Raw genomic sequence first — 23,254 nt, forward strand, 5'->3', positions numbered from 1 at the left:
GTCCTGAACTGTTACGCCTTGGGTTTCGGCTTCATCAGCCGCCGCCAGGCGGCGTGGTCGGTGTGCAGATCGGCCGAGGCATGGATTGCGGGCAGAAGCGGTTTGTGTTTGCGCCGGCCGAAGCGCCTTTTGAAGCCCAGGATATTTTCGACGAAGCTTCTGGTATAGAGCCCCGGGCCGCTTGAATAGATGCGCCATCCGCCGTCGACGGCGATCTCTCCCGCCTTGACGTGCTCCCATTCGGCCGCCGCCTGATAACGGTCATGAAAAGCCGCATCGCTGCTGCTGAAATAGGTATTGCGCTGGCGCAGCGATGCATGCGGCAGCGCTGATGTGACTGAAATCGGATTGACGACGGCGATCGCCTTCCAGAGCTCTTCCGCCTCGGCTTGGAGCGCCAACGTCTCGCAATAACGTAGATGCGCGTGCACATACATCAGCCCGATCTCGCGGCCGAAGAAGGAGGAGGATTCGGCGCGGCGAAACAGCGTCTCGGGGCCGCCGGCATAGGTCGCGGGCTTCTCCATCAGCCGCACGCCGTCGGGGAAGAGCAGATGCTCTCTAATCAGCTTCATATGATCGCGTCTCTGCGCCGGCGTGAACAGCCCGCCAAGCATCGCCTGCGTCATCGAGATCAGCGAAAAATGCAGGCCGGTGCGCTGGTCGCTCGGGTGCAGCAGCAATTCGACGCCGTCATGGCCGGGATCGAAGATACCGTAGCCGGCAACGACGCCGCCACGCACGAGATGGCGGTTGAAATCCCGGCGCATCGCCGTTGCGATCTTCCTCAAGCGCTTGGCCTTGTTGCCATGACCGAGGCGACGCAGGATCGTGGAATAACGGACGATCTGCTCGTAGAGCAGGGCAACGGTCCAACTGCTGACCATCCAGTCGCGCAGATGCGGATCGGCCGGCTGCAGGGAATCGTTCCAGTCTCCCTCGCCATAGCGGATCAGATGCGTTCCCGGGATGAAAGCTTCGCGAACGGTCTTGAGCAGCTTCTCGACATGGATCGCGATGGTGTCGAGCCCCGGCGCCCTGGCCATCGTCTTTTCGTCGCGCCAGGAGACCTTCTCGTCGAGGATGGCGAGATCGCCGGTCGCTTCGATATAGTCGCAGAGCGCCTTCAGCGGCCAGACGACGATATCGCCGTGACTGTCGCCCGCCCGGATGTTGACGTAGGGCTCCAGCATGAACCATTGCGGCCAATCGCCTTTCTCCAGGTATTGTTCGCTGAAGACGGTCTTCAGCACCTCCTTGGCTTCGCGATCATGCTCATAGGCGAGCAGGAATTCGATCGGTCCTTGGCAGGCGTCGCGTGTGCCCCAGGCAGCGCCGGTATATTGCTCGAGGCCGTGCGGCACGCTCAGATGCACGATCGCGTCATGCGCCAGCCACGGCAGCAAGGTCGTCTGCGCGGCAAGGTCGGGCGAGGTGCTGCCGATCGTCAGACCGCGCACGGCGTTCCGCCAGAATTTCGATGCCGGGGCAAGCATGGCTTCATCGGTGACGCCGGCCTCATAACGCTGCGCCAGTCGGTCGGCCTCCGCCGCATCGGTCATCGAGCCGACGACAGCGAAGCAGAGCACCTGCGTCGGGCGGGATCTAAGCGCGACGAAGGGGCCGTTGCGTGTTATCCCATCACTGTAGAGCAGTTCGTCGCCGCCGATCTCATCGATGGCATCGGGCGTCGAACTCACCAGCCAATAGCCGGCATCGGGATAGCGCTCGCCCCAGAGCCAGGCCGGGTCCGGCCGGAAAAGCATGCGTTTGCCCGACGGATGGAATTCGATCTGCCCGCCCGCGTCATATTCGCGCTCGCCGAGGACGACGTGACCGAACATCAGAAAGCGGCACGGCTTGCCCTCGACGGAGACGGTCCACTGCATCGCTGGATCCTCGCCGGAGGCGACCGCCGACACGATGATCGTGCGTCCCGCGCAATGATAGATCCAGCGGCAATCGCTGAGCCCCATTTCGAAAGCCGACGGCACCGCCAGAAGCTGCCAGCCGGCGCCGACATCCGCCATGATGCGCAGCCCGCTGGCGCGCGTCAGATTGTAGGGGTCACGGGAGACGGAAAAGAGCTTGTGAAAAGACGTATTGCCGATCGTCAGCTGGGCCGCGAAAATGCCCTGCATCCAGCAGGTCGCGGCAAGCGTCGCATCGTCGAGCAGCATGTTCCCGCCGCTTCTGACGATCGCGCCGTGGCGGCGCGCCACCAGGAGCTCCTTGTCGCGCAGGACCACGTGGCGGTTCAGAACGCCGTCCGGCACGAAAAACGAAAGAAGCTTTCCGTCGACGCGCTCTTCCAGGCTCCGCTCCGGATAGAGCTTGCCGATCGCCTTTTTATCCAGTGCCTCGGCCTTCAGCAGGGCCGCATCCTGGAGCAGGCTGCGGACCGGAGCAACCTCCTCGATATCGGCGGCCGCACTGTCTGTCGCCGCAATCTCATCGAGCCGTGAAAGGTCGGCATCGCTCGACGCTTCGGGATGATCGGCGGCGAAGACGGCAAAGAAAGTCGCGATCGCCCCGCTTGCGGGCACGGAGAGCGGTCTCGACTGGATGGCGGGACAGGCGGTCTCCTGCTGGCGCCGTTTGCTCGGCAGGCTGGTGCCGAAGGCGCCGACCAGCAGGTCGTCGAGGCTGTCGCTCGCCTGCACCAGCTGGATTGCATCCGTGGCATAGGCCGCCGCCCCGTCGAGACAGCCCTGCACGAGCCAGGGGTTGCGGGCGCCCGACTGCTTCAGATTTTGACGGTGCATCACGACAGGGCCGAATGTCCCGTGATCGGCGATATGGTGGTCGACATATTGCGAGGCATAGGCTTCGCTGTTCATCAGGAAGCCGCGATCGCCGAGACCGACGTCCTGGACCAGCACCAGATCGGCCGGCAGCGTTCCATCCTTTCGATGCCGGATGGAGACACGCCAGAACCAGGCCGTTTCGGAGGGATGGAGCTCGAGGCGAACGGTGTAGCCGATATCGCCTCTCTTGCCGCTCCAGGAGAAGCTCGTCGCATCGTGCCCGAAGCTGCCATCGGCACGAGGCCCGACGATCTCGACGACATCAGGTGCCGCACCGCCGATGCGCAGATAAAGCCGTCCGATGCCGCCGGTGAGCGGCGAGCCCTGGATCTGGTTGATCTGCACCGATCCCTTGTCGTCGGCATATTCGATGGCAAACAGCGTGCCGTTCGGCAGGGCCGCTATCGACAGGCCGGACCCGTTGCTGATGGTGAAGAGGCCAAGCTCTTCGCGTCGTGGCATTTGAAAACTGCGCTTGAGGACCGGGGCCATTAAGATCTCGTCGATTGGCTTCAGAGGGGAACTGGAGGATGACGCAAAATGATTGAGAGAAATCTTACCGGCGACCGGAAGATCGGCAACTTGTCACCATGGCTTTCACGTTGACGCCGGCCGCCTGGCGAAGGGCACTGAGAGCAGGGCGCAGCCGGTCAGGGCGGCGACGATCATCCAGGCTTCGTTGATCGCCTGGACGCTGGCCGCGGTCTGGACCAGCGGATCGAGCATCGCCGTGGTATCCGCATCGAAGCCGCCACTATGCCCCGATATGGTTTGAAGAGGGGCGCCGACGAATGTCGCAGCCTCGATGTCGCCGGCTTGAAGGCGGGTCCAGAGGGTTTGTCCAAGCGGTTCCGAGCGCGTGTAGATGATGGTATCGATGAGGGCGATGCCGATCGCCCCGCCGAGATTGCGCATCAGGTTGAAAAGCCCGCTCGCATCGGGAATGCGCTCTGGCGGAAGTGTGCCGAGCGCCAGCCGCGTCGGCGGCAACAGGCAGAACATGATGGCGACGCCGCGCACGACCTGCGGCCAGAACATCGCGTCATAATCCGTACGAGGATCCTGAAAGGCGCTCATTCCGACACCGATCGCAAAGAGCGCGAAACCGACGGCCGACAGCAGGCGAGCATCCAAGCGCTTTTCCAGCGCGACCGCGATTGGCGCGGTGACCAGCTGCGCGATGCCGGTGACCAGCATCGTCATGCCGATTTCGAGGGCGTCGTGTCCCCTGATGAAAGCGAGAAAGACCGGCATGAGATAGACCGAGCCGAAGAGGCCGATGCCAAGGACAAAGCTCAGAACCGAGCCGACGAGAAAGTTCCGGTCGCCGAAATTGCCGAGATCGACGACGGGCCGGCGGCGGCGAAGCGTTCGCCAGACGAAGACGCCTCCCGATGCAAGGCAAACCGTTAGCAGGCTGAGCACATAGGCCGAGATCCAGCCGCTCGTCGGCGCCTCTTTCAGGCTGAGTTCCAGGCTCGTCAGCGCAGTTGCCATCAGCAGAAGCGACAGCCCGTCAAGATGCTTGAGTTCGGACGGATCGGGCGCCTGCCGCGGCAGGAACCGCGCAGCGATGATTGCCGAGACGATGCCCGGAATGACGTTGATCAGAAACAGCCAGTGCCAGGAATAGGTCTGCGTCAACCACCCGCCAACGATCGGCCCGACGGTCGGCGCCAGCACCGCAAGAACGCCGGCAATCGTCGTTGCAAGCGCCTGCCGCTCGTTCGGGAACAGGATGAACACGGCTGAAAACACCGATGGGATCAGCGTCCCGCCGGAAAAACCTTGCAGCACCCGCCAGGCCACCAGCTCGCCGAAGCCGCCGCTCGCCGCACAGCCGGCGGAGGCTGCGACGAACAGGCTGATGGCGGTAACGAACAGCCATCGCATCGTCAGCAACCGGGTCAAAAAGCCGGTGAGCGGGATCGCCACCACCTCGGCGATGAGATAGGCCGTCTGTATCCAGCTCATCTGATCCGGATCGATACCGAGCGCCGACTGGATGGTCGGCAGCGATGTCGCCACCACCTGGACGTCGAGGATCGCCATGAACATGCCGACGCACATCGCCAAGAAGCCAAGCCAGACGATGGCGGGCGCTTCATCAGGACGGGCAGATTCAAGTCGTTCCGACATGCGATGATCCCGCGCGCTGCTTTCTCCGCCTCGGCTGCGAAGACTAAGGCCGATCGCGGTTGCGATCGAGACGACGGACAGCATGGCTAGAAGTGAACCGCGGTTTCGCCGATCGCGACACCATAGTTCGGATGAGGATGGAAGCGATAGGGACCCGCCGGCACAAATTTTCAGGAGTGAATCGAACGCGATCGAGCCCGACAGGGAAGGCCAAGCTCGATCGTGTGATCAACGGACTTGGTCCGGAAGAGCGTGCCCAGCTAATGTTTGCCGAGAGCCGATCCGGAGGGCGCTACAGAAATTTCCAATCGGCAATTGACCTGTCGGCGGGAAACTGACTATCAATCTTAAATCAATTTGATTGACTTCAAAAACAATGGAATCGCGGGCAGCCTTCTACCAAACGGCCGCTTGCGCCATGCTTACCCAAAATTGCGCTCCCGGTATTACGCCGGGATATTCGTGATCCGATCTTCAAGAGGAAAGAGTGACCATGTCCATACCGCGACCAAAGGCCCTGCGGCTTGAAACCCTTTGGAACCCTCCTGCGGACGGCAAGGAATTTTCCTATGTCCTGCGCCTCAAGAACCTTGGCACCGAGCCGCTTTCGAATTTCTCGCTGTGCGTCAGTGGCCCGGGTCGTGTCGATCCGGCCGGGCGCGTCGACGGCGCCACAGTTTCGCAGCGGCTGTCGAATTTCACCGAGTTCCAGCCACCTGCCAATTTCGTTCTCGGCGCGGGCGAGACGTGGACGATCGCGGTCTATGCGTTGAGTTGGCAGTTTCGTCACTGGACGGACGGCGCAACCAGCGGCTATCTCGCGCTTTCCGACGGCAGCACGATCGTGCTCACCATAGAGCCGACGCGATCTTCGGTCAGCAACGCGCCATTGAAGCGTGGCGCCGAGATCTATCCGGTTCCCGTCAATGCGCCTGTTCAAGTGTCGATCATCCCCTGGCCGAACCATGTGTCCGTCACTTCCCGACGGCCGCTGCCGGCCGGTTTTGCGCCGCAGGCGCAGAGCGTGGAAGGAGAGGCGGCATCAAGAAGTTTCGCAACGCTGGTCGAGCATCTCTTCGCCGTCGAAGGCATCGTGCGGAGCGAGGCGGAAGGCGCGGTTCCGGTTGCCCTGAAAGATTCCGCCGGGCTCGGGCCGGAGGCCTATCGGCTGAGCTTCGAGGGTGAGACGATCGCGATCGAGGCCAGCAGCCAGACCGGCTTCCTCTATGGCCTCGTCACACTCGGCCAGATCTGGCGCGGTGCAAGGCTGCATCCCGAGGTCTTCCAGTTTCCGGCCGCAGGCGAAATCGTCGATGAGCCGTCGATGGGTTGGCGCGGCCTGCATCTCGACGTCGCCCGCCAGTTCTATGGTGCCGCCGAGGTCAAAAAATTGCTGGCGGTGCTTGCCTGGAACAAGCTCAACCGCTTCCACTGGCACCTTTCCGACGACGAAGCCTGGCGCGTCGAGATCGACGCCTATCCTGATTTGACCGCGGTCGGCGCCTGGCGCGGTCACGGTCTTGCCGTTCCGCCGCTGCTCGGTTCGAGCCCGGCCCGCACAGGCGGTTATTACACCAAGGCTGCCATCCGCGAGATCGTCGCGCATGCCAAGAGCCTCGGCGTGGAGATCGTGCCGGAGATCGATATGCCCGGCCATTGCTACGCCATGCTGCAGGCGATCCCGGAGCTGCGCGATCCGGCCGAAGTCGGCAGCTATTATTCGGTTCAGGGCTTCCCCGACAATTGCATCAATCCGGCCCGCGAGAAGACCTATGAGATCGTCGAGACGATCCTCTTAGAACTCATCGAGCTCTTTCCGTTCAAGACCATCCATCTCGGCGCCGATGAAGTTCCGCTCGGCGCATGGTCCGGTTCGCCGGAAGCGCTCGAGCGCCTGCGTAGGGTGGCGGGAACCGAGGTTGCCGATGCGCATGCCAAGCGGCTGAACGTCGTCACCAATACCCATGGTGCCGACGACATCCACGGCTCGGGCGCCGCCATCCTGCAGGCGGAGTTCCTGAGCCGCGTCCAGCGCTTCCTTGCCAGCAAGGGCTGCATCACCGGCGGCTGGGAAGAGGCGGCCCATGGCGATGTCATCGATAAATCGAAGAGCTATCTCTGCAGCTGGCGCAATGTCGAGGTCTCGGCCGAACTTGCCGAGCGCGGCTACGACATGGTCGTCTGCCCCGGACAAGTCTACTACCTCGATATGGCGCTCAGGCCCGACTGGGACGAGCCCGGCGCCAGCTGGGCGGGGACTTCGGACGCGGAGAAGCTCTACAATTTCGATCCCATCGGCGGCTGGACGGCAGCTCAGAAACAGAAACTCCTCGGCATCCAGGCCTGCATCTGGTCCGAGCCGATGACGGATCGGGCCGTTTTCGACCGCCTCGTCTTCCCGCGCCTTTCCGCACTTGCCGAAACGGGCTGGACGAAGCCTTCGTCCAAGTCGTGGGAGCGTTTCAGGGCGCTCGCAGGACTGATGCCGCTGCTCTACGGGCTGCAGCAGTCGTAACGCTCGGGTTGGGGCCGCAGGTTTTGATTTGAATATCCCCTTGCCATCGCCGGAGGCGGTGGTGGCAAGGATACTGACTGCTTTCAAGGGGCGTTGTCAGGTGCCACTTCATCTGCCGCGGGCAGCTCGCATCCGGGTGCGGCGATACGAATAGGACGTGTTCCAATCGGCGCGCCGGTCGCGCGGTCGATGGTGACGGGGTCGATCTCGGTTCCGGTCTCGGCGTCGAAGAAGCGGGTAACGGCACCGCCGCCGCGGTGCTTGCGGCCCCAGGCGCCGATTGCAAACAGCACCGGCAGAAAGTCGCGGCCGGCATCCGTCAGCACATATTCATCGCGCGGCGGACGCTCGGAATAGCGACGCTTTTCCAGCAATCCTTCCTCGGTCAGCGATGACAGCCGCCCCGTCAGCATTGTCGGGACGATTCCGAGGCTTTTGCGAAATTCATCGAAGCGGGTCAGCCCCGCATGGGCGTCGCGCATGATCAACATGCTCCACGCATCGCCGACGAGTGCCAGGCTACGGGCGATCAGGCAGGGCTGGTTCGAAAGATTCTTCATGTCGATATCTTTTTAGTAGTGACTTGCTATCAATTTAATAGTAACAGAATGCGCATGGATATTCCACGACAAAAACGAAGGCAGACGTTGATGAGCAAAAGAGAACGCGGCATCGCCCTGGTCACAGGGGCCTCTTCCGGCATCGGGCTGGTAACGGCGAAGGCCTTGCTACGCGACGGTTACCAGGTGTTCGGCACCAGCCGAAAGCCAATGGCCGACACCGCCGACGGCATCACCATGCTGATCTGCGACGTCATCGACGATCAATCGGTGCAGGGCGTCGTCGACGAGGTTCTGAAACGCACGGGACGGATCGATCTTCTCGTCAACAATGCCGGGATCGGCCTGCTCGGCGGCGCCGAGGAATCGACCACGGCGCAGGCTAAAGCCGTGTTCGACGTCAACGTCTTCGGCACGATGCGAATGACCAATGCGGTGCTGCCGGTGATGCGGCGGCAGCGCAGCGGCCGGATCATCAACCTGAGCTCGATCCTTGGGCTGATCCCGGCGCCCTTCAACGCGCTTTACGCGGCGACCAAGCACGCGATCGAAGGCTATTCGGAATCCCTCGATCATGAGGTGCGCACGCAGGGCATCCGTGTCGTGCTCGTCGAACCGGGCATCACCCGCACCTCCTTCGAGGAGAACATCACGCGGCCGGACCGGCCGCTTGCCGTCTATGATGCGGCGCGCGCCGACGCGGAGAAGCTGATGCGCGAGATCATCTCAACGGGCGATGCGCCCGAGGTGGTCGCCGCAACCGTCATCCGGGCTGCCAATGCGGCCTCGCCCAAGAGACGTTACACAGCTGGGAAAGCAGCAGGGCAGATCCGTTTCATCCGCCGCTTCCTGCCCGAGTCCTTCGTCGACAAGAGCCTCCGGAAATTCAACAAGCTTCCCGGTTGAGCCAGCGCCGGCGTTATCGGCGAGGGATCAAGGCTGCCGTCCCGCCCGCCCACAGCCAACAAACACGTGCCGAGCGAAGGCGCTTCACTGCCGTTGCCGGTAGGCGGAGGGTGTGACGCCTGTGCCTAATTTAAATGCCCGTGTCATGTGGCTCTGGCTGCTGAAGCCGCAGGCTGAAGCGATCTGCGCGATCGGGTCACTGCCGGATAACATCGATTTGGCGCGCTCGATACGCCGGTGAGCCACCCAGCCATGTGGGGACACACCGTAGCTTGCCCGGAACATCCGCTGAAAATGAAAGGCGCTGAGCTGCCCGATCGCCGCCAGATCCTGCAAGCGGATTGTCTCACCGAGATTGGCCTCGATATACTCCAGGATCCGGCGCCGCACGTGAGGAGCGAGCCCGCCGCTGATCGCACGGGGACGCATTCCTCCATAACGCGGATCAACGAAGAAATCGTCGATCGTCTGCGTCATCGCTTCTTCAGCCAGCAGATGGTCACCCGCCAACATCGCTTCGGTCAGCTGCCGAAGCTTATGCGCCAAGACGGGTGCATCGGCGAAGGTCGCTTCGGCAACAGCCATAAGCCTGGAATCGCGGTCGAACGTCTCGGCAAACATCCGGCGCATCTGGTCGTCGGGAACGTAGAGATGGACGAATTCGAACGGATCGGTGATTTCCCATTCGGACGAGTGCCCCTGCGGCATGACACACAAGGCGCCGGGCCGGCCTTGACCGGTGGGGCTGCCATCCAGGCGGCGGGTTCCGGCGCCACCGTTGAGATAAAGGCTGAACGTATGGCCGTCCGGGCGCTCATAGCTCATCCTGTCGCTGCCATTGCTCCAGAGGGCCGCAGATCGCCCGAATCCCAAATCGATGGACTGCGACATCCGCGCAGAGGGAGATGCCGACAAAAATCTGAAAACCGAAAGGCGGCTATCCTTCACCAATTCTTCCCCACACCTGGCCAAGCCTTGCGAACAATACTGGTGGGTGGTCCGCATGGCGAGCAGGGAAGTCCGGGCAAATCAATTTCATAGCAAGAATCTGCAAGAGACCTGTCCACGGTTTGCCTATTCGTCGGGAAAACGAGGATCACGCCATGGCAAATGCCGCTCTCTTCATCGCCACCGTCCTGATATGGGGGACGACCTGGATCGCCATTGCGATGCAGGTCGGTCCCGTGCCGGTCCTGGTCTCGGTCTTTTACAGATTTGCGGCCGCAGCCGTGATCCTCGTCGCCATCCTGGCTGTCATGCGGCGGCTCAAGCTCCCTGCCTTGCGCGATCAACCTTTCATCCTTGCGCAAGCGCTCTGCCTGTTTAGCCTCAATTTCATCTGTTTCTACAACGCCGCCGCCTCTATCCCGTCCGGGCTGATCTCGGTGATCTTCTCGCTCGCAACAATCTATAATGCCGTCAATGCGCGCCTCTTCTTCGGCGACCGCATTACAGGCCGCACGCTTCTCGCAGCGGCGCTCGGAGCAACCGGGCTCCTCCTCCTTTTTGGACAGGACGTTGTCGTCGATTTCGATATCGGCACGTTGAAAGGGATCGGGCTCGCAGCACTTGGCACGCTGTTCTTCTCGCTGGGCAACATGGCATCGCGTCGAAACAGCGCGGCCGGAATCTCACCGTTGACCGCCAATGCCTGGGGCATGAGCTATGGCACGATCATCCTCCTCTTCCTGATTGCCGTGACGCAAACGCCGATCGTGGCGCCGCCTGACATCACCTATCTTGCCGCGCTGCTCTATCTCGCGGCAATCGGATCGGTGATCGGCTTCACCACCTATCTCATGCTGGTGTCGCGCATCGGCTCCTCACGCGCGGCCTATGCCACCGTCCTGTTCCCGATCGTCGCCCTGTCCCTGTCGACGGTCTTCGAGGGCTACCACTGGAGCGGTCTGGGCCTGATCGGCCTGGCGCTGACGCTTCTCGGCAACGTGGTCATCTTTGCGCGACCTCTGGCCCGTCGCCCCTCACAACCAGATGCGAGCTTGCCGGCGCGCGGCTCAAGGACCGGCGAGGTGCGCTAAAGCGCGTCGCGATCTTTCAGATGGAACGCGCTGTCTTCGACCTTCTTCTTCCTGCGCGTCTCAGGACTCTCCGAAACCGGGTGGACGAAGCCGTCGGCAAAGTCATGGGAACGCTTCAAAGCGCTCGCAGGGCTGCAGCAGTCTTGAGGGCGATGATGCTGGTGTGGGAGTCTTAGACGAGTTGACTGTTCTGACGATCCGTTAACCACCTTCAATGGCGTAGAAGAGGAAGCAGAGGAAAACGCCTCATTCCACTTGCACGAGGATAAATTCGCGAGAAGGTGGGGGTATAAATGGACTGTTTTCTGGGGGCTGGGGCAAGGAATGACGCACGGTGAAATCAACTTTGCGATCCGCGTCACGCTGGGAATTGATTGTGTAATCATCTGCGCGCTGACTGCTTACTTTTATGTGCGTAACGAAATGCTCGCGGCACGCGCTGCCCGCATAGCGAACATAACTTACCACGCCGGAACTATTTTCACGGGAATCGCCTATGGTCATCCCGATTGCCCGCCCGAGATTTCCACAGAGTATCTATCACTAAGGCGTAAATTTCTCATAATAACCACAATCGCTTCTTCACCGATAATACTCTACATCATTTTTCTTCAGCAATACTTTCACTAAATCAAATTTTCCGCGACCGTTGACCGACTGGCTAAGTTAATAGTCGAACTATCGGCCAACCTTTTAGCCGAGCGGCTTTTGCAGTACGTCGAAGCGCGGATTGGTTTCGGAAAAGATCGGCAGGGCGGCAGCGCCGAGGATCGCGGTATCTTTGCCGGTCATGCCGATCATCACGCGGGGCACCGTCCGCTGCTGGTTGGGATCGATCGGAACGTGCAGCGGCTCCAGCCGTTCCGCAAGCCGAAGCATCAGCGATGTCGATATGCTGCCGCCGAGCACGATGGTCTGCGGATCGAAGGCCAGTTCGAGAAAATCGACGGTCTGCCGCAGCGGTTGGGCGGCCTGATCCAGCCAGGTATCGAGACCTTCGCCGCCCTTGGCGATCAGCGCGTCGAGATCGTCGGGCGACAGCTCCTCGGCGTTGGCAATGCCCATGAATTCGTAGGCGACGGCTGGCGAGATGTAGCGATCCAGACAGCCGCGCTTGCCGCAGCTGCAGAGCTTGCCATGCGGTTCGACGATGATGTGGCCGATCTCGCCGGCATTGTTGCGGCTGCCCTTGTAGAGGTGGCCGTCGAGGAACATTCCAGCGCCGATGCCGCCGCCGCCGGCGAGAAACAGATAGACGAAGCTGCCCAAACCGCGGGCGACACCGTGAAGACGCTCGCCGATCGCCGCTGCCGTCGCGTCGTTTTCGACAAGCACCGGCACCTTTACCCGCTGTTCCAGCTCATGCCCGACAGGAAAACCCTGCCAGCCGGGCAGGTTCAGCGGACTGAGCGACGTGGTGCCGCCATCGGCATAGCGGCCGGGCAGGGCCATCCCGACGCCGAGCAACCTGTTCCGGTCGAATGTGAAAGCCTGCTGAAGATCCTCGACGATGGACTGGAGAGCCGGCATCGCCCTTTGCGGGTCGGGATGTTCGACGTGCCGCTCGATGCGCGCGCAGACGGCGCCGGAGAGATCCGTCAGAACCCCGCTGGCGCGCTGCCGGCCAAGTTCGAGACCGATCGAATAGGCGCCGCGCGGATTGATGGAGTAGGGGATAATCGGCTGGCCGCGCGCCAGCTTCTGCGCCTCGGCCGGAACGAGAAGGTGCGATCGCTCCAGCTCCTCGACGATGTTCGATACGGTCTGAGCTGTCAGCGCCGTCATCCGGGCGATCGCCGCGCGCGACAAGGGACCATTCGTGCGGACAGCCTCGATCACCACACGCCGGTTGTGAGACTTGGCCTGCTCGAGATTCGTGCCGGAGATCGCCTTCATGTCGCCTTCAAAGGAAATGGTGCGTCACCCTTGTCACAAGACGAACACCGATGAAAGCTCCATTCTTCGGAACGTCTTATTTGCTCAACGGACACCGCGTCTGTGCAAGAGGCCGATGATCGCTATCCCGGACAATCCGGTGACGGCGCTCAGGATCGCGGTTCCCGAATAGCCTGTCACATAGGTGCCGACGGCAAAGATCAGCGCGCCGATCCCGGCGCTGGCAAAGATATTGACGGAGATCAGTGCACTGCCGAGCCCCGGCCGGTCGGCGATGAGATCCTGCAGATAGGTGATCGGAAAGCTGATGATTGCGGCGGCTCCGATACCGGCGAGCAAGGTGAGCGCATAGAGGTGCCACGGTTCGGAGGCAAAGCCGAGAAGGCTGAGGAACACGGCGTATATGATGGTGCCGGCGGCAAGCGCGGTCATCTGGCCGGTCTTCCGGGCGATCCGCGACCAGACGATGATGAAGACGACCTCAAGCAATGCGACGATACCGACCAGAATCCCGACGTCGCTCAGCCTGCCATGCGCAGCACCGGTGGCGATCAATGGCAGCAGGGCGTCATTGAGATGCAGCGTGCTGGTGATCAGCGCCACCCCGCAGATATGCGCCGATATTCGCGGCGAAACCACCTGGCGAAGCGCGCCGAGATAGGTGAGATGATGAACTGCAGCCATCTCTGTCGCCGCCCGCTTCGGCAGGGCGAAGATGATGATGCCTTGGCAGAGCAGACATGAGAGGCCGGCAAAGAGGTAAGCCGGCAGCATGCTCGATGCGCCGGACAGCAGCAGGCCGGTGATGCCGGGGATCAGCACCCAGGACAATGAGATCATGGCGCGCACGCCGGAGTTGGCCGTCACCATGTCGCTTCGGCTCATGCCCTGCATCGCCGCACGCGCATTGGCAAACAGCAGCGAGTTCAGCGCCCCGTAGATCGGCAGGGGAAGCAAGCCGGCGATGACGAAGACGGCGGCGCTGGGAAAGGCGTAGACCATGCCGTAGCCGACGATGCCGAACAGGCAGGCGCCGATCATCGTCGACCGGTACTCGCCCAACCGGTCGGCGAGATTGCCGAGCAGGATGCTGATGACGACATTCACGGCCGCCGAGACGAAACTCAGGAAGGAATAGAGCCCATCGCTCAAGCCTAATTCGCGGATACCCACGACCGAACGATAGGGTGCAGTCATCGCCCCCGCCATGCCGAAGGTGAAAATGGCGATCATGCTGGCGCGGATCGCCGGATTGCGGAAGACGTCGGGGAAAAGGCGGCTCATGCGGGCATCTGAATGTCAGTAGTGCTCCGATTGGGAGAAGGTCCGCGCGAGCTCGGCCTGGCCTGCCGTCAGGCCGCAATCGACAGGCAGGCAGACGCCGGTGATGGAGGCGGCCTGGGGACCGGCGAGGAAGGCCACGGCATTGGCGACATCTTTCGGATCGACGACGCGCTGCAGCGGATACCAGCGGCGTGCTTCCTCGAAAACGTTGGGGTTGACTGCCGCGCGCGCTTCCCAGGCCTGCGTCTTCACCGTGCCGGGTGCAACCGCGTTGGAGCGGATGCCGAACTTGCCGTATTCCACGGCGACCAGCCGGGTGAAATGCAGAAGGCCGGCCTTGGCGGCGCTGTAGGCCGGGTGACCGAAGACATGCATGCCGTTGACCGAGGCGATGTTGACGACGGACCCCTTCGAAACCGTCAGCATCGGCTCGAACGCGCGGAAACATAAGAATGCCGCCTCGAGATTAAGCGCATTGTCCGCCCGCCAGATCTCGGGCGTCGTCTCGTGCAGGCTGGTGGCGCGGGCAGCACCCGCATTGTTGACCAGGGTTCGAACGACGCCGACGTCGGCGGCGCGTCTTGCCAATGCCGCAATGCTCGTCTCGCTGGTCACATCGCATTGGACGGCGACGAAGCGGTTGCCCGGTCCGAGCTTCGACGCCACCGCAGCCGCGGCCTTCGCATCGATATCGGCGAGCAACACGACGTCGTGGTCATCGGCGAGCCGTGCGGCGATCGCCGCGCCGATATCACCTGCAGCGCCGGTAACGATGGCTATCGACTGCGTCATTTTCCGTCGCCCCCATTCATGAACCTCAATCTCCAAGCAATTGCCGGTCATCGCCGTCGCGGTGAATGACCAGCTGCTGCTTGATGCGCCGAAGCGTGGTCGTCGCCTTCGGCTGAACGGCATAGGCGACCAGGCTCGACAGGATATCGACCGTGGCGATGTAGGCGATGCGCGTCGAGGTCGGGCGATAGATATTGCTACCTTCGGGTAGATCGATCGGCACGACGATTTCGGCAGCCTTGGCGACCGGGCTTGCCGTCTGTGTCAAAGCGATCGTCTTCACCTTCGCGTGGCGGGCAAGCTCGAAAGCCCGCACCAGCTCCGTATTGCGCCCGGAGAAGGACGAACCGATCAACACGTCGCCCGGCCTTGCCGCGGCCGCCATCATCAGCTGCATACTGTGGTCGGAACTTGCCGTGATGCGAAGCCCGAGACGGAAGAGGCGGTTCTGGAGCTCGTCGGCGATCATCGACGAATTGCCGCCTGACCCGAACGCATAGATCATATCGGCCTTGGCGATATGCGAAACGGCAGCTTCGATCGCGGCAAGATCGAGCGACCGATGCAGCAGGAAGAGCGCGTTCTGGGCCTTGGTGATGATATCCTGGGCGACATCGGCCGGATCGGTGCTTTTCGATTCCGGCTTCAGATAACGCACGCCGATATGGGCAGTGCGGGCGAGTTGCACCTTGAAGTCGGAAAAGCTCTCGCAACCGAGCCGCCGGCAAAAACGGGTGACGGTTGGCGGCGATACCTCGGCCCGTTCAGCGAGCTCGATGATCGAGGCATTCACGGCAAACTCGAAGTCGTTGACGATGATTTCCGCGATGCGGCTCTCGGAGGGAGAGAGCCGGCCCCTATCTTCCTGCAACGTCGAAAAGATATCCAAACCCGTCCCCCCGATGGCTCGCTATGCGTCCTTCTTCTTATAGGCCACGCAATCGATCTCAACCTTGCAATCGACCATCATCGACGATTGCACACAGGCGCGTGCCGGCGGATGTTCGCCGAAATACTCCTGATAGATATTGTTGAAGGTCCAGAAGTCGCGCGAATCGTCGAGCCAGACGCCGACGCGCACCACATCCTCGACGCCGTATCCGGCCTCATCGAGAATCGAAAGGACATTGGCGATCGTCTTGTGGGTCTGGGCAATGATGTTGCCGTCGATGATTTCGCCATCCTCCATCGCAACCTGGCCGGAAACATACAGCCATCCGTCGGCCTCGACCGCACGTGCGAAAGGCAGCGCCTTGCCGCCGGCGCCCGTTTGAACAGTGCCATAGCGCTTGATCGGCATGCTGAAGTCCTTGCAAATTATTTTCTTGATAAGTTGACAAGTGACCATAGAAAGCAGAATTTGACCAGTGAAAAACGCCGTTTATGAAAAGAATTTCAATCCGGGGCTGATATGCGCGATCCTTTCCAGAATCCTTTCACGTCAGACAGCGCCCGGCATGCCATCTGGGAAATGCTCGTTCCGCGCGATATCGATGCATTTCTGGCCGCCGACTGGTCGATGGTCGAGCATGACTTCGTCGAAGAGGGCTTCATCGGTATCGATGCCCAGAAGCAGGTTAGCCCCGACAGGTGGCGTCTGGCATTTCCGACGCTGTCGGCTTATCGCCAGGAATGGCTGAGGCAGGCAAAGGATTTCGCCGAGCAGAGTTTCGCAGAAGATGCGCGCACGGCGATCTTCACCACGACGACGCTTGAGGATATCGAGATCGAAGGCGACATGGCGCTGGTTCGCAAGAAATTCGACGGCAGCATTTCCAAGCCTGACGGCACCCGGGATGTCCTGCAATGGCAGACGCTCTATTATTGCAGGCTTCATCAAGGACGCTGGAAAATCTCAGGTTTCACCGGCTACCTGCCGAACCCGATGGGTTGACGCGGGGCCGACATCACGAAGGCCACTTTCTTGCGCATTTTCACGGCAGCATTGGCGACCGAGACCAACACCTTTTCCCCGATCTGCGTGGATCGTCGCGCATTCGAAGCCTCTCTTTATGCCCCGCCTGGCCAGCATCCCGAAACACCGACGCTTTGCACCGCGCCGATCACCGTCGGAAGACGCGTCACCCGAGAAAAGGGTTGGGAACTGATTGAGGGAACGGCCACCTGGGCCGACCCAGCAGGCCTCGTCAACCGGGGAACTTACGAGGAGCTACGTGACGAAATCCTCGAGCAACTCAGCGGGGCAATGCCTGTCGACGCCGTCGTCATGGGCCTGCATGGCGCCATGGTGGCTGCCGGATACGAGGATACCGAAGGCGATCTTCTCTCACGCATCCGCGAGATCGTCGGGCCCAAGGTCCTCATCTGCGCTGAGCTCGATCCGCACAGCCATCTCACCGAAAAGCGCGTCGCCGCTCTCGATTTCGCCGTCTATTTCAAGGAGTTTCCGCATACGGACTTCGTCGACCGCGCCGAGGATCTCTGGCGCATCGCGGTCGATACGCTCGAAGGCCGGATCAAGCCTGATATGTCGGTGTTCGACTGCAAGATGATCGACGTCTTCCCGACATCGCGCGAACCGATGCGTTCCTTCGTCGACAAGATCATGCAGATCGAGACGGATGATCCGGACGTCTTGTCGATCTCGGTGATCCACGGTTTCATGGTGGGCGACGTTCCCGAAATGGGGACGAAGCTGCTTGTCGTGACTGATAATAAGCCCGAAAAGGGCGCGGCTTTGGCGCGCGAACTCGGCCTCGAGCTGTTTTCCAAGCGCGGTACCTTCATGGTTCCGCAGATCGACGAGAAGGAAGCCGTCACGCGCGCGCTTGCCGCAACCGCATGGCCGGTAGTCATCGCCGATGTCTGGGATAATCCGGGCGGCGGCACGGCAGGGGACGCGACCGTCATTCTCGCGGAGCTGATCGCCCGCGGCGTCACCAGTGCTGCGATCGGCACCATCTGGGATCCGGTGGCCGTCCAGATTTGTTTTGCGGCGGGCGAGGGGGCAGAAATTCCGTTGCGCTTCGGCGCCAAGTCGGCGCCTGGCACCGGCAATCCCGTCGATGGCACCGTGAAAATCGTCAAGCTGGTCAAGAATGCCGAGATGCAGTTCGGCGAGAGCCTCGCGCCTTTCGGCGATGCCGCCCATATCGTGCTTGACGGCATCGACATCATCCTCAATTCGACGCGCGCTCAAAGCTTCGATCCCAGCCTGTTTTCGGCGATGGGCATCGATCCCGCTCGGCAGAAGATCCTGGTGATCAAATCCACCAACCACTTCTTCGCGTCCTTCTCGAAGATCGCCGCCGAGATCCTTTACTGCTCGGCCGGAACGCCCTATCCCAATAATCCGGCGACGACGCCGTACCGGCGGGCACCGAAGACCATATGGCCGATCGTCGCCGATCCACATGGGTTAGAACGCGGAGCCGCCTAGATGCATGACAACAGCTTTGCCGTCATCGCCAAGGCAGGCGACAGGATCGCCGATCTCTCGACGCCGCGTCCCGTGATCGACGAAGACAGGCTGGCTGCAAACATCGTCCGCGTTCAATCCTACATGGATCAGCACGGGCTGAACTTCCGCCCGCATATCAAGACGCACAAGATCCCGGCTCTCGCCGTCGCGCAGATTGCCGCCGGCGCCAAGGGCATCAATTGCCAGAAGGTGACGGAGGCCGAAGTCTTTGCCGAGGCCGGTTTCGAGGACATCCTCATCACCTTCAATATCCTCGGACAGCAAAAGCTCGAGCGGCTGGGCAAGTTGAACGAGAGAATTTCGGCCCTCAAGGTGGTCGCCGACAGCGAAGTGACGGTCGATGGCCTCGCGGCACATTTCTCCGGCCACAAGCCGCTGAATGTGCTTGTGGAATGCGACACCGGCGGCGGCCGCTGCGGCGTGCAGACACCGGGGGAGGCGGCCTCTCTCGCCAAGCGTATCGCCGCTGCCGACGGCCTCACCTTCGGCGGCATCGTGACCTATCCGAAACCGCAATCGGCCGCCGCCGTCGAAGCCTTCATCAAAGAGGCGCTCGCACAGCTGACATCGGAAGGCATAAGCTGCCCGATCGTCAGCAATGGCGGAACGCCAAGCCTCTTCGAGGCGCATCTCGTCAAATCGGCCACCGAGCACCGCGCCGGCACCTATATCTACAACGACCGCCAGATGGTGCGCATGGGCCATTGCACCGAGGACGATTGCGCCATGCACGTGCTGGCAACCGTCGTCTCCCGCCCCAACGCCGACCGCGCCGTCATCGATGCCGGCTCGAAGGCGCTGACATCGGATCTTCAGGGTTTCAGCGATTACGGCCTGGTCGTCGGCTATCCCGAAGCGCGGATCAGCAGCCTCTCGGAAGAACATGGCGTGATCGACCTGTCGAACTGCACCGGCCCCCGGCCGCAAATTGGCGAGAAGCTCTTCATCATTCCGAACCACACCTGCGTGGTCTCCAACCTGTTCGATACGATGGTCTTTCATCGGGGCGGCATCGTCACCCGCGTCGAGGACGTCGCGGCCCGCGGTCTCGTCTGGTAGGGGCTGATTCCGGTTGAGGGCGAAATGGCCTGATCACCGGACGCTTCAGTATCAGCAAGTACCGCAAGACGTGCGCGCGGCGGATGACCTCATTGCGCCAATGGCGGACTCAGGCGCTACGGGTGAGTGTTCGCTTTGGGCCGCTTCCCGACCGTCCGGTTTGAGGTTTGAAGGCGGAACAGCAGCCATACAGCGCGCCGGCCGACCTCGACGTTCGTTTGCAACCTTATCTCTGTCGTTCCAAGCTCAAGACGGCTTACCAAAAGCCGCCTTTTCTAGCATCCCTAATTGTGAGCACCACGGGGCTGAAGCAGGCCTCAATGAATAAGTGAGTTTCTTTCTGCAGGTCACCCAGAAAGGTATTCTAAGAGTTCAGCCGTTGCCGCATTCTTCATCAATCGAGCACGTGCCGGCCCAACTTGATAGATATTTTCGATCAATTCTTCCTCACTGTTCAAATGCAACTGCTCAATAGTCGTAATATTGGCTCCTTTTAGCTTCGCTTTCTGCCATTCTGTAAGCAGAGTAAGCACATCTATAGGCTTTGCCAACATCTGACCCAGAGCGCTTACATATTGCTGGTCGGTAAGCTGATGAGATTGGATGTCCCGAATTTCTAAATACGAAGAGTGATTCTTGCCAAATTCTGGAAATTTTTTCAGAGAGAGGTTCCTAAGAAATATCAGAGACTCAGCTGTCGGACTACTTTCACTGGCGATTATGCAGCCATATTTCACTTCGTATCGTGCGCCGAGCTCAGAGCGCGTAGCTCTAACGGACGCGTCAATCTTGCGAATTATACCGGTATAAGTTAGGAGGCGGAGGGCCTCTTTGACCGAAGCGGGGCAGTCTTTATGGACCCAGAAGTAGATCGTAGATTCATCTACGCCTTTGTCCTTCCGCTGATTGTTGTAGCTTTCGACGGACGGTATGACGTGCTTCTCAAGGAAATCCCGACCCCAATCAACTAGAGCCTTGTGGCCGCTGTATTTCTCTCCGAGCTCGGTATGTTCTCCCCAGACTTGCCCTCTGTAGAATGTCTTCAAGACTTTGTTTACCGAGGAAGAGTTCACCTTCTCCAAGTCTTGGATCGTCCTAAGTAAAATCCGCGGATTTCCCCCGCTTGATAGTGCAAGCGTGTTGAACACGTCTCTTTGCGAATCTATAGCGGATTTTAGATTTTCATCCGCCTGTTTGTCGACTATGTCCTTGAAGTACTGCAAATAGTCCGCATCTGTAATATTGCGCTCCAGACGTTTATATATGCAGTCATGATTTGGCTCGAAGGAATCACCAAAATAAGTCACCCCAGGGTATATTGCTGCGTTACAGGTGATAAAGGGTGACCGCAAATCCTTGTATAGGCTGAAGAATTGCCTTTGCTGATCGGGCCGAAAGACGTGCGCAGCCTCATCGAAGAAGAAGTAGATTCTATCCAAGCCGTTGTCTGAGCAAATTGCTTCGATCGCTTCTTTGACATCTTCTATGTCCGGTAGCATAGATATAGCAACGTCTGATTGTCCCCTATAGGAATCCTCGAATTTTTTAACAATCTCTCGAAGGTCTTTTTCAATGTCAGATTGTTGATCAAATTCGTCGTTGCTTAGCAGTGCGGCGGCAAAAGGCGATATTGACAGTCCCTTTTTCCTCAATTTATTGATTAACGCTTTAAGAGTCTTCGCCAGCATCCAGTGGTAAAATTGAAGTGGGTCCTTGGTGGTTATCAGCGAGCTTATATTGAAAGAAACGAAAACAGAAAGCGCAGCATTATTTTCACTTTCGATCTGCGCTTCGGCGACTTTCATTAAAAACGATTTGCCTGTTCCGCGCGATCCTTCAAGCAGGCATGGTTCCGGCGACTTCAGTGCTGTGATAATCGATGCGTCAGCGGAATTGATTACTGACAGCTTTAGAATGTCGTCCTGCTTGATGCTTTCTGTCCGGAGATAAAAGACCATCTTAAATATCCTTTGGGCCGCCAAAAATTTCTCGAATGGCGCCGATATGAGTAAATTCGTCAGGAATGAACGCTAGAGCCTCTAGCGATTCCGCTTTGAAGGATTTAAGGTGTCGGCAACAAAGTGTCATAAGTATTATTTCAAATATCTTTTTACATTGCGTTTCGTACTTTCTGCAAATATCAAGTCTATACTTTATTGATAAGCCGCTCGCTTCCCAAGTCTCATTATTTCCGTGAACAAATTCAGACAGATTCCTATATAGAGTTATAGCATCTTCTTTCGTCGCCTTTATCTCGCTAGAAAGTTCGGGGAAAAAAGCTTTTGCAAAGCGAGTTGACAGGACACCCCTTTCGTCATCGATAAGGCGATTCCAGTGAATGTCTTCACGTCCATCAAGCCATTCATTCAGTTCAAGACGATGAATCGAAAAATATGCTGCGCTTAGTCCCATCTCCAGCGCCAGCCTCAACGACGAAAAGGCTTGGCGGTACAATCCGAATGCCGCCGTCAATGTGGCACCTTGAATTTGGGCGCATACGGTTGTTATTATCTTCCTTTCAGCCTCGTCTTCTAGTTGTTCAGCGAAATCAAATAGACAGGTCGAGAAGTAGTGTGATTGGCCGGCGTCAAGTGCCTCTCTGACGGTTTGATCGAATACGCCATTCAGCTCCTGTCGAAGATTATCGAGGTGAGTCTTTGCGTCCACGTGTCCCCCATTCGAATCCGTAGCAACGGCAGAAAGGGTATCGTTGCAGAATGGGAGTGTCTACACGAAAAAGTAGTTCGAAAGTCATTGCAGCTTATTAGAGCGTATCCGGATTTAGTTGAATCGGAAGGGATTCCGTTTTGTGTGTTTTGTGATTCAAGATGCTGGCTGGAGTGGAGGCCAGCATCGAATGACGCGACCTCTTTCCAATGATCTTCGTGAGCGTGTTGTTGCTGCAATCGAAGCCGGTGAGAGCTGCCGGTCGGTTGCGGCGCGGTTCGGTATTGCCGTGTCTTCAGCGGTAAAGTGGTCGCAGCGTTATCGTTCGAGCGGATCTGTCGCGCCTGGGAAGATGGGCGGCCACCGCAAGCGGGTTCTGGAGCCGCATCGGGCGTTTATCGTGGAGCGGATCAACCAGACGCCGCATGTGTCACTGCACAGGTTGAAGGAAGAGCTGGCCGCGCGAGGGGTGAAGGTATCCCACGATACGGTATGGCAGTTCCTGCGGCGTGAGGGATTGCGGTTCAAAAAAAACACTGTTCGCCCTTGAGCAGGCGCGCGCTGACGTCGCGCGACGGCGACAGCGCTGGCGATCCTGGCAGGCTGGCCTCGATCCAAGACGGCTGGTCTTCATCGATGAAACCTGGATCAAGACCAACATGGCGCCGCTTCGAGGGTGGGGGCCGAAGGGCAAACGCCTGCGCAGCTTCGCGCCGCACGGACATTGGCGCACCCTGACTTTCCTCGGCGCGTTGCGCTGCGATCGGCTCACCGCACCCTGTGTCTTCGATGGACCGATCAACGGTGAGTGCTTTCGCGCCTATGTCGAGCAGCAACTCGTACCGGTGCTCAAACCCGGCGACATCGTCGTGATGGATAATCTCGGCTCCCACAAGTCGGTCGCCATCCGTCAGATGATCCGCAACGCTGGTGCTCGGCTCTGGTACTTGCCGCCATACTCCCCCGACCTCAATCCGATCGAACAGGCTTTCGCCAAAATCAAGCACTGGATGCGCCTGGCTCAGAAGCGAACCATCGATGACACCTGGCGCCACATCGGACACCTCGTCACAACCATCGAGCCCAGCGAATGCAGCAACTACTTCGACAATGCCGGATACGCTTCCGTCAAAACCTGAAACGCTCTA

At 59.8% G+C, this 23,254-nt stretch carries 18 protein-coding genes; 7 read left to right on the forward strand and 11 right to left on the reverse strand.

Going from position 1 to position 23,254, the window contains the following annotated elements; all coding sequences use genetic code 11:
• Positions 1–11 precede the first annotated feature (11 nt).
• Together ACIPSK_RS01785 and ACIPSK_RS01790 are read right to left on the reverse strand one after the other, a co-directional pair.
• On the reverse strand, positions 12–3,299 hold the full coding sequence (locus tag ACIPSK_RS01785; protein ID WP_162115090.1) for a GH36-type glycosyl hydrolase domain-containing protein: 3,288 nt from the start codon (positions 3,297–3,299) through the stop codon (positions 12–14).
• 105 nt (positions 3,300–3,404) lie between these two features.
• Positions 3,405–4,946: a DHA2 family efflux MFS transporter permease subunit gene (locus tag ACIPSK_RS01790; protein WP_162115089.1), complete on the reverse strand. Its 1,542-nt coding sequence runs from the start codon at positions 4,944–4,946 to the stop codon at positions 3,405–3,407.
• A 493-nt stretch (positions 4,947–5,439) separates the two neighbouring features.
• Here ACIPSK_RS01790 and ACIPSK_RS01795 point away from each other — a divergent pair, with 493 nt between their 5' ends.
• Positions 5,440–7,461, forward strand: coding sequence for a beta-N-acetylhexosaminidase (locus ACIPSK_RS01795; RefSeq protein WP_162115088.1), 2,022 nt, complete (start codon positions 5,440–5,442; stop codon positions 7,459–7,461).
• An 83-nt stretch (positions 7,462–7,544) separates the two neighbouring features.
• On the opposite strand, the gene ACIPSK_RS01800 is transcribed toward ACIPSK_RS01795, so the two are convergent.
• Positions 7,545–8,021, reverse strand: a complete 477-nt coding sequence (locus tag ACIPSK_RS01800) for a winged helix-turn-helix transcriptional regulator (protein ID WP_162115087.1) — start codon at positions 8,019–8,021, stop codon at positions 7,545–7,547.
• 90 nt (positions 8,022–8,111) lie between these two features.
• Here ACIPSK_RS01800 and ACIPSK_RS01805 point away from each other — a divergent pair, with 90 nt between their 5' ends.
• Complete coding sequence (locus ACIPSK_RS01805) at positions 8,112–8,927, forward strand: oxidoreductase (protein WP_162115086.1); 816 nt, start codon at positions 8,112–8,114, stop codon at positions 8,925–8,927.
• An 84-nt stretch (positions 8,928–9,011) separates the two neighbouring features.
• Here the strand turns inward: ACIPSK_RS01805 and ACIPSK_RS01810 are convergent, their stop codons facing one another.
• Positions 9,012–9,752: a helix-turn-helix domain-containing protein gene (locus tag ACIPSK_RS01810; RefSeq protein ID WP_162115085.1), complete on the reverse strand. Its 741-nt coding sequence runs from the start codon at positions 9,750–9,752 to the stop codon at positions 9,012–9,014.
• A 278-nt stretch (positions 9,753–10,030) separates the two neighbouring features.
• On the opposite strand from ACIPSK_RS01810, the gene ACIPSK_RS01815 reads away from it, so the two are divergent.
• The gene (locus ACIPSK_RS01815) at positions 10,031–10,966 is read left to right on the forward strand and encodes a DMT family transporter (RefSeq protein WP_162115084.1); all 936 of its coding nucleotides are present in this window, start codon (positions 10,031–10,033) and stop codon (positions 10,964–10,966) included.
• Positions 10,967–11,659: 693 nt separating this feature from the next.
• Here the strand turns inward: ACIPSK_RS01815 and ACIPSK_RS01820 are convergent.
• The 5 genes from ACIPSK_RS01820 to ACIPSK_RS01840 form a co-directional block, all read right to left on the reverse strand.
• Positions 11,660–12,862 carry an ROK family transcriptional regulator gene (locus ACIPSK_RS01820; protein WP_017968444.1) on the reverse strand — a complete coding sequence of 401 codons (1,203 nt, stop codon included), beginning with the start codon at positions 12,860–12,862 and terminating at the stop codon, positions 11,660–11,662.
• An 84-nt stretch (positions 12,863–12,946) separates the two neighbouring features.
• A complete protein-coding gene (locus ACIPSK_RS01825; protein ID WP_162115083.1) occupies positions 12,947–14,146 on the reverse strand; it encodes an MFS transporter in 1,200 nt (399 codons plus the stop codon).
• Positions 14,147–14,161: 15 nt separating this feature from the next.
• On the reverse strand, positions 14,162–14,938 hold the full coding sequence (locus ACIPSK_RS01830; protein ID WP_162115082.1) for an SDR family oxidoreductase: 777 nt from the start codon (positions 14,936–14,938) through the stop codon (positions 14,162–14,164).
• 25 nt (positions 14,939–14,963) lie between these two features.
• Positions 14,964–15,827, reverse strand: coding sequence for a MurR/RpiR family transcriptional regulator (locus tag ACIPSK_RS01835; protein WP_017968441.1), 864 nt, complete (start codon positions 15,825–15,827; stop codon positions 14,964–14,966).
• A gap of 21 nt (positions 15,828–15,848) precedes the next feature.
• Positions 15,849–16,238 (reverse strand): RidA family protein, encoded by a 390-nt coding sequence (locus ACIPSK_RS01840; protein ID WP_162115081.1) that lies wholly within the window; start codon positions 16,236–16,238, stop codon positions 15,849–15,851.
• A 111-nt stretch (positions 16,239–16,349) separates the two neighbouring features.
• Between ACIPSK_RS01840 and ACIPSK_RS01845 the strand changes: the two genes are divergently transcribed.
• Genes ACIPSK_RS01845 through ACIPSK_RS01855 form a run of 3 tightly spaced genes read left to right on the forward strand, consistent with a single transcriptional unit; the run spans position 16,350 to position 19,439 of the window.
• Complete coding sequence (locus ACIPSK_RS01845) at positions 16,350–16,832, forward strand: hypothetical protein (protein WP_162115080.1); 483 nt, start codon at positions 16,350–16,352, stop codon at positions 16,830–16,832.
• Between the two features lie 30 nt (positions 16,833–16,862).
• A complete protein-coding gene (locus ACIPSK_RS01850) occupies positions 16,863–18,338 on the forward strand; it encodes a M81 family metallopeptidase (protein WP_162115079.1) in 1,476 nt (491 codons plus the stop codon).
• Positions 18,339–19,439 carry a D-TA family PLP-dependent enzyme gene (locus ACIPSK_RS01855; protein ID WP_162115078.1) on the forward strand — a complete coding sequence of 367 codons (1,101 nt, stop codon included), beginning with the start codon at positions 18,339–18,341 and terminating at the stop codon, positions 19,437–19,439.
• 347 nt (positions 19,440–19,786) lie between these two features.
• Here ACIPSK_RS01855 and ACIPSK_RS01860 read toward each other — a convergent pair whose 3' ends face one another.
• Both ACIPSK_RS01860 and ACIPSK_RS01865 read right to left on the reverse strand, forming a co-directional pair.
• Positions 19,787–21,397 carry a hypothetical protein gene (locus ACIPSK_RS01860; protein WP_210254147.1) on the reverse strand — a complete coding sequence of 537 codons (1,611 nt, stop codon included), beginning with the start codon at positions 21,395–21,397 and terminating at the stop codon, positions 19,787–19,789.
• Between the two features lies 1 nt (position 21,398).
• The gene (locus tag ACIPSK_RS01865) at positions 21,399–22,106 is read right to left on the reverse strand and encodes a hypothetical protein (RefSeq protein WP_162115077.1); all 708 of its coding nucleotides are present in this window, start codon (positions 22,104–22,106) and stop codon (positions 21,399–21,401) included.
• A gap of 190 nt (positions 22,107–22,296) precedes the next feature.
• On the opposite strand from ACIPSK_RS01865, the gene ACIPSK_RS01870 reads away from it, so the two are divergent.
• A protein-coding gene (locus ACIPSK_RS01870; RefSeq protein WP_162115351.1) for an IS630 family transposase occupies positions 22,297–23,245 on the forward strand; the annotation gives its coding sequence in 2 pieces (ribosomal slippage) (positions 22,297–22,632 and positions 22,634–23,245; 948 coding nt in all).
• Positions 23,246–23,254 lie beyond the last annotated feature (9 nt).

The sequence above is a fragment of the Rhizobium sp. LARHSG275 genome (assembly GCF_052871115.1).

Bases quoted from the DNA above. Each gene is read 5' to 3' on its own strand.
- ACIPSK_RS01785 (WP_162115090.1), bottom strand. From the start codon at position 3,299: ATGGCCCCGGTCCTCAAGCGCAGTTTTCAAATGCCACGACGCGAAGAG.
- ACIPSK_RS01790 (WP_162115089.1), bottom strand. From the start codon at position 4,946: ATGTCGGAACGACTTGAATCTGCCCGTCCTGATGAAGCGCCCGCCATC.
- ACIPSK_RS01795 (WP_162115088.1), top strand. From the start codon at position 5,440: ATGTCCATACCGCGACCAAAGGCCCTGCGGCTTGAAACCCTTTGGAAC.
- ACIPSK_RS01800 (WP_162115087.1), bottom strand. From the start codon at position 8,021: ATGAAGAATCTTTCGAACCAGCCCTGCCTGATCGCCCGTAGCCTGGCA.
- ACIPSK_RS01805 (WP_162115086.1), top strand. From the start codon at position 8,112: ATGAGCAAAAGAGAACGCGGCATCGCCCTGGTCACAGGGGCCTCTTCC.
- ACIPSK_RS01810 (WP_162115085.1), bottom strand. From the start codon at position 9,752: ATGAGCTATGAGCGCCCGGACGGCCATACGTTCAGCCTTTATCTCAAC.
- ACIPSK_RS01815 (WP_162115084.1), top strand. From the start codon at position 10,031: ATGGCAAATGCCGCTCTCTTCATCGCCACCGTCCTGATATGGGGGACG.
- ACIPSK_RS01820 (WP_017968444.1), bottom strand. From the start codon at position 12,862: ATGAAGGCGATCTCCGGCACGAATCTCGAGCAGGCCAAGTCTCACAAC.
- ACIPSK_RS01825 (WP_162115083.1), bottom strand. From the start codon at position 14,146: ATGAGCCGCCTTTTCCCCGACGTCTTCCGCAATCCGGCGATCCGCGCC.
- ACIPSK_RS01830 (WP_162115082.1), bottom strand. From the start codon at position 14,938: ATGACGCAGTCGATAGCCATCGTTACCGGCGCTGCAGGTGATATCGGC.
- ACIPSK_RS01840 (WP_162115081.1), bottom strand. From the start codon at position 16,238: ATGCCGATCAAGCGCTATGGCACTGTTCAAACGGGCGCCGGCGGCAAG.
- ACIPSK_RS01845 (WP_162115080.1), top strand. From the start codon at position 16,350: ATGCGCGATCCTTTCCAGAATCCTTTCACGTCAGACAGCGCCCGGCAT.
- ACIPSK_RS01855 (WP_162115078.1), top strand. From the start codon at position 18,339: ATGCATGACAACAGCTTTGCCGTCATCGCCAAGGCAGGCGACAGGATC.
- ACIPSK_RS01860 (WP_210254147.1), bottom strand. From the start codon at position 21,397: ATGGTCTTTTATCTCCGGACAGAAAGCATCAAGCAGGACGACATTCTA.